This is a genomic window from Enterobacter sp. SECR19-1250 (genome assembly GCF_013391025.1).
GTDB classification, from domain to species: domain Bacteria; phylum Pseudomonadota; class Gammaproteobacteria; order Enterobacterales; family Enterobacteriaceae; genus Enterobacter; species Enterobacter cloacae.
Map to the genome: position 1 here is coordinate 1 of NZ_JACASJ010000170.1, position 5,997 is coordinate 5,997.

5 protein-coding genes are annotated in these 5,997 nt (G+C 56.1%); 4 read left to right on the forward strand and 1 reads right to left on the reverse strand.

Features of this window, described 5'->3' with window-relative positions; genetic code table 11:
* Window positions 1–290 precede the first annotated feature (290 nt).
* The 4 genes from ltrA to tilS all read left to right on the forward strand — a co-directional run bounded on the left by ltrA (window position 291) and on the right by tilS (window position 5,657).
* A complete protein-coding gene (ltrA, locus tag HX884_RS24875) occupies window positions 291–1,583 on the forward strand; it encodes a group II intron reverse transcriptase/maturase (RefSeq protein WP_017341082.1) in 1,293 nt (430 codons plus the stop codon).
* A gap of 141 nt (window positions 1,584–1,724) precedes the next feature.
* The gene (locus HX884_RS24880; RefSeq protein ID WP_178328946.1) at window positions 1,725–3,857 is read left to right on the forward strand and encodes a lysine decarboxylase LdcC; all 2,133 of its coding nucleotides are present in this window, start codon (window positions 1,725–1,727) and stop codon (window positions 3,855–3,857) included.
* A 65-nt stretch (window positions 3,858–3,922) separates the two neighbouring features.
* A complete protein-coding gene (locus HX884_RS24885) occupies window positions 3,923–4,312 on the forward strand; it encodes a VOC family protein (RefSeq protein ID WP_058682404.1) in 390 nt (129 codons plus the stop codon).
* Window positions 4,313–4,370: 58 nt separating this feature from the next.
* Window positions 4,371–5,657: a tRNA lysidine(34) synthetase TilS gene (gene tilS / locus HX884_RS24890; RefSeq protein WP_028028087.1), complete on the forward strand. Its 1,287-nt coding sequence runs from the start codon at window positions 4,371–4,373 to the stop codon at window positions 5,655–5,657.
* Window positions 5,658–5,685: 28 nt separating this feature from the next.
* On the opposite strand, the gene rof is transcribed toward tilS, so the two are convergent.
* Window positions 5,686–5,940: a Rho-binding antiterminator gene (gene rof, locus HX884_RS24895; RefSeq protein WP_072094896.1), complete on the reverse strand. Its 255-nt coding sequence runs from the start codon at window positions 5,938–5,940 to the stop codon at window positions 5,686–5,688.
* Window positions 5,941–5,997: the final 57 nt, after the last annotated feature.

The following is a 5,997-nucleotide window of genomic DNA, read 5'->3' on the forward strand; positions in this document are numbered from 1 at the left end:
CTATCATCGTCAATCGTTAGTAATCGCAACAGGCGGCAGTGGCTTGACGCTTACGTAAATCCGGCGGTTGTGCGGTGAAGGATTGCGTTCTTACCTGGGGAGATCTCGCCTTGTGCCTGAAAGGGCGACGGCGCGAGTCGGAGCGAGAAGTCAGCAGAGGCCGTAGTAGTCTTTTTTTTTTTGACGAAGGGCCGAACGAGAGAAAGCGTCATAGGCCATGTTGATGCGAAAGACCGGAAGTCAGATGCCTGCCAAACGCGGGGCGGACGGAGATAACGAGCGGTGAAACCGTGAGAAATCCTGTCAGCGACGAGGTCAATCGCCCGCAAAATGAACCCGATAACGCAGGACAAGGGCTGCTGGAACGGGCCTTTGCGAGAGAAAACCTGAAACGGGCGTGGAAACGGGTCAAGGCCAACAAAGGTGCAGCGGGAGTCGACGGTCTGGATATTGATCAGACGGCCGAGTACCTGCTGACCCAATGGGCGGGGATTCGTGAACAGCTTCTTTCAGGAGTCTACCGGCCCAGTCCGGTACGGCGTGTGGTCATTCCCAAACCTGACGGCGGTCAACGCGAGTTGGGTATCCCAACGGTCACCGACCGTTTGATCCAACAAGCGTTGCTGCAAGCCTTGCAGCCATTACTCGATCCGACCTTCAGTGAACACAGCTACGGCTTCCGTCCGGGACGCTGTGCGCAGGACGCCGTTTTAGCGGCTCAGCGCTATGCCTCTTCAGGACGTAAAGTGGTGGTGGATGTTGATCTGGAGAAGTTCTTCGACCGGGTCGATCACGACATCTTGATGGATCGTTTGCGCAAACGGATTACGGATCAGGCGGTTATCCGGCTGATTCGCGCCTATCTGGATGCGGGAACGCTGATCAATGGCGTGGTCGAGAAAAGCCGCTGCGGGGCGCCGCAAGGCGGCCCACTGTCGCCGTTGTTGGCGAACGTGCTGCTGGACGAAGTGGATCGGGAGCTTGAACGCCGAGGCCATTGTTTCGTGCGCTATGCCGACGATGCGAACGTGTATGTGCGCAGTCAGAAGGCGGGGCAGCGGGTAATGGCCCTGCTGAGGCGGCTGTACGAAAAGCTGCACTTGAGCGTCAACGAGAGCAAGAGTGCAGTGACGAGCGCGTTTGGTCGCAAGTTTCTGGGCTATGAGTTGTGGTCAGCCCGAAGTGAAGTCAAGCGCGCGGTCTCTTATAAGGCGCAGAAACAGTTCAAGCAGCGTATCCGCTGGCTTACCCGGCGCTCCTGCGGGCGTAGCTTGCAACAGGTCGCAGATAATCTTCGGCCTTATCTTTTGGGCTGGAAAGCCTACTTCACGTTGTCGCAAACACCGGCAGTCTGGCGCAAGCTGGACGAATGGATACGACATCGACTGAGAGCGATCCAGCTCAGGCAGTGGAAGCGTGGCCCTACGATCTATCGAGAGCTGCGGACACTGGGGGCGAGCCAGCAGGTGGCGCAGAGGGTGGCCAGTAACTCTCATCGCTGGTGGCGTAATAGCCGTTTTGAGTTGAATCGTGTGCTGAATATTGCGTGGTTCGACAGGCTGGGATTGGCGCGCCTCTCATAACCTCAATCTCTCGAACCGCCCGGTGCGGACCCGCATGCCGGGTGGTGTGGCAGGGGAGCGGCCTATGAAGGCCGTCCCCTATGCCGATACCTGCGGTTTACCCTGGCTATGCTTAGCTAATGTTTTTTAAGGAGGAAGCCCGTGAATATTATTGCCATTATGGGGCCACACGGCGTCTTTTATAAAGATGAGCCTATCAAGGAGCTGGAGCAGGCCCTGCAGTCACGTGGCTATCAGCTGATCTGGCCGCACAACAGCGCTGACCTGCTGAAGTTCATTGAGCACAACCCGCGGATCTGTGGCGTGATCTTCGACTGGGATGAGTACGACCTGGAGCTGTGCAGCGATATCAACAAACTGAATGAATATCTCCCGCTGTATGCGTTTATCAATACCCACTCGACCATGGACGTCAGTGCCCAGGATATGCGGATGGCGCTGTGGTTTTTCGAATACTCACTCGGCGTGGCCGAAGATATTGCGGCCCGCATTCAGCAATATACCGGCGAGTATCTGGATAACATCACGCCGCCGTTTACCCGGGCGCTGTTTACCTATGTGAAGGAAGGAAAGTACACCTTTTGCACGCCTGGTCATATGGCGGGGACGGCTTATCAAAAAAGCCCGGTTGGCTGTCTGTTTTATGATTTCTTCGGCGGCAACACCCTGAAAGCGGATGTATCGATTTCGGTTACCGAGCTTGGCTCATTGCTGGATCACACCGGTCCACATCTGGAAGCCGAAGAGTACATCGCCCGCACCTTTGGGGCCGAGCAGAGCTATATGGTGACCAACGGTACGTCGACGTCAAACAAAATCGTCGGCATGTATGCCGCCCCGGCCGGAAGTACGTTACTCATCGACCGTAACTGCCATAAGTCGCTGGCGCATCTGCTTATGATGAGCGATGTCGTACCGCTCTGGCTGTCACCCACGCGTAACGCGCTGGGGATCCTGGGCGGAATTCCGCGCCGTGAATTCACCCATTCAGCCATAGAAAATAAGGTGGCGGCGATCCCCGGCGCAAGCTGGCCGATCCACGCGGTGATCACCAACTCCACCTATGATGGATTGCTGTATAACACCAACTGGATCAAACAGACGCTGGATGTTCCCTCGATCCACTTTGATTCCGCGTGGGTGCCTTATACCAATTTTCACCCCATCTACGCGGGTAAAAGCGGGATGAGTGGCGAACGCGTGCCGGGCAAAGTGTTTTTCGAAACGCAATCGACGCACAAAATGCTGGCAGCGTTTTCCCAGGCCTCGCTTATCCATATCAAAGGTGAATACGACGAAGAGACGTTTAACGAAGCGTTTATGATGCACACCACCACCTCACCAAGTTATCCGCTGGTGGCCTCCATTGAAACGGCTGCGGCGATGCTGCGCGGCAATCCGGGTAAACGTCTTATCAATCGCTCTGTGGAGCGCGCGCTGCTTTTCCGCAAAGAGGTTCAGCGGTTAAAAGATGAGGCTGAGGGCTGGTTCTTTGATATCTGGCAGCCGGAAGAGATTGACGAGGCGGAGTGCTGGCCAGTCGCGCCGGGTGAGGAGTGGCATGGCTTCCGTGATGCCGATGCCGACCACATGTTCCTCGACCCGGTAAAAGTGACCATCCTGACGCCGGGCATGGATGAACAGGGCAACATGAGCGACGAAGGCATTCCGGCCGCGCTGGTGGCGAAATTCCTTGATGAGCGCGGCGTGGTGGTGGAGAAAACCGGACCGTATAACCTGTTGTTCCTGTTCAGCATTGGGATTGATAAAACCCGCGCGATGGGTCTGCTACGTGGGCTGATGGAGTTTAAGCGTGCGTACGATCTGAACCTGCGCGTGAAGAACATGCTGCCGGATCTCTATGCGGAGGATCCTGATTTTTATCGCAATATGCGTATACAGGATCTGGCCCAGGGGATCCACAAACTGATCCGCCAGCACGACCTGCCGCGCCTGATGCTGCAGGCGTTTGACGTCTTGCCTGAGATGAAACTGACGCCGCACAAAGCTTGGCAGCGACAGGTGAAAGGGGAGGTAGAAACCGTTGAGCTGGAAAATCTGGTGGGACGCGTCTCGGCCAATATGATCCTGCCTTATCCACCGGGCGTACCGCTGCTGATGCCGGGAGAGATGATCACCGAAGAGAGCCGTGCGGTGCTCGATTTTCTGCTGATGCTCTGTTCTGTCGGGCGTCACTACCCGGGCTTCGAGACGGATATCCACGGTGCGAAACGTGATGAAAATGGGGTTTACTGGGTGCGAGTCCTAAAATAAAGGTGGCTGCTTGCCAGGGGCGGGTTTTCGGTTGTAACGTTCAGGCATCATAAAAAGGAGAAGCTATGCTGGGTTTAAAACAGGTTCATCATATTGCGATCATTGCCACCGATTACGCCAAAAGTAAGGCCTTTTATTGCGACATTCTGGGCTTTACGCTGTTAAGCGAGGCCTATCGTGTGGAGCGCGACTCCTGGAAAGGCGATCTGGCGTTAAACGGGCAGTATGTGATTGAACTGTTCTCTTTTCCTTTCCCGCCTGCGCGTCCGTCCCATCCGGAAGCCTGCGGCCTGCGCCATCTGGCTTTTAGCGTGGATGATCTTGACCGTGCGGTAAAACATCTTGAAGAGCATGGCGTGAAGTGCGAAGCGATTCGTGTCGATCCGTTTACCGACAAGCGTTTTACGTTTTTCAACGATCCGGACGGTCTTCCGCTGGAGCTTTACCAGCAGTAAGCGCCATCCTGTGTGATAATGCCCGCTCTGTTCGGGCATTTTTTATGTGTAATTCTCTATGACCCTACCCGCTATTGCGCAAGCCGTTTCACCGTACCGCCAGCTGCTGGTGGGATTTAGCGGTGGCCTGGATTCCACGGTGTTGCTCCATCGCCTCAAGCTCTGGCGCGATCAACAGCCTGACGTTCAGCTCCGGGCGATGCATATCCATCATGGGCTGAGTCCTCACGCCGACGCCTGGGTTGCGCACTGTGAAGCGGTGTGCTCGGCCTGGGCGATCCCGCTTGAGATTAAACGGGTGGTGCTCAGAGATGAAGGGCTCGGTATTGAAGCGCACGCGCGTAAAGCGCGCTATGCCGCATTTACCGCGGCATTACAGCCCGGCGAAGCGCTGGTCACGGCACAGCACCTTGACGACCAGTGCGAAACCTTCTTGCTGGCGTTAAAACGGGGAAGTGGTCCGGCGGGGCTCTCCGCCATGCCTGAACGCTCTGATTTTGCCGGGACGCAATTATTGCGTCCGCTGCTTGGCGAGTCGCGTGCATCGCTGGAAGCCTGGGCGCAGCAATATCAGCTGAGCTGGATTGAAGATGAGAGCAATCAGGACGATGGCTACGATCGTAATTTCCTGCGTCTGCGTGTTTTGCCGTTACTGACCGCACGCTGGCCGCACTTTGCAGACGCAACAGCACGAAGCGCCCTGCTGTGTGCCGAACAGGAGAGCCTGCTGGATGAACTGCTGAGTGAAGAACTGGCTGAACTGATTTCGGTAAACGGGGCGTTGGCGATCGCACCGCTGGAGGCGATGAGTCCGGTTCGTCGGGCCGCGCTGCTGCGCCGTTGGCTGGCCTCTCACCGTGCCACGATGCCATCGCGTGCCATGCTGGGACGTATCTGGGACGAAGTCGCCCAGGCGCGGGAGGATGCAACGCCGTGCGTGCACCTGAATGGTTTTGACGTCAGGCGCTATAAAGGCCAGCTGTGGTGGGTGAAATCGACCCCCTCGCTTGCAGATGTGGTGCTCGGCTGGCCATCGCCTGCGAAACCGCTGCTGTTGCCCTGGGATATGGGAAGCTTGTCTCTGGAGACGCCAGGCCATGTGCGTTTACCGAAAGCCGATGAACCGGTCACCGTGCGCTTTAAGGCCAGCGGTATGCTGCACATTGTCGGACGTAACGGTGGAAGGAAGCTCAAAAAAATCTGGCAGGAGTGCAATGTGCCGCCCTGGTTGCGCGATACCACGCCGTTACTTTTTTACGGTGAAACGCTGATTGCGGCGGCAGGGGTATTCATTACAGAAGAGGGCTGGGCAGAATCGGGCGTGAGTCTGGAGTGGAAAGCGTAACGGGCAGCCAGGCTGCCCGTTAGTGTCATCAGGATTCGCTCACCACGACGGTGCCGATTTGCGGGTGGCTGAAGCTGGCAATTTTGTCCAGGCGTAGCTCACGCGTCGCACCGGCGTCTTCCACTATCAGATATTCCACATTCTTACGTGAAACCAGGTCGCTGGCTTTCGCCTTCAACACTTCGCCATCTTTTAACTCCAGCGTCAGTATTAAATGATGCTGGCAGGCGAGTTCGAGGTTGTCATAGTCATCACAATTGATGGGTTGATAAGTATCATTCATCGGGTAATGACTCCAACTTACTGATAGTGTTTTATGTTCAGATAATGCCCGATGACT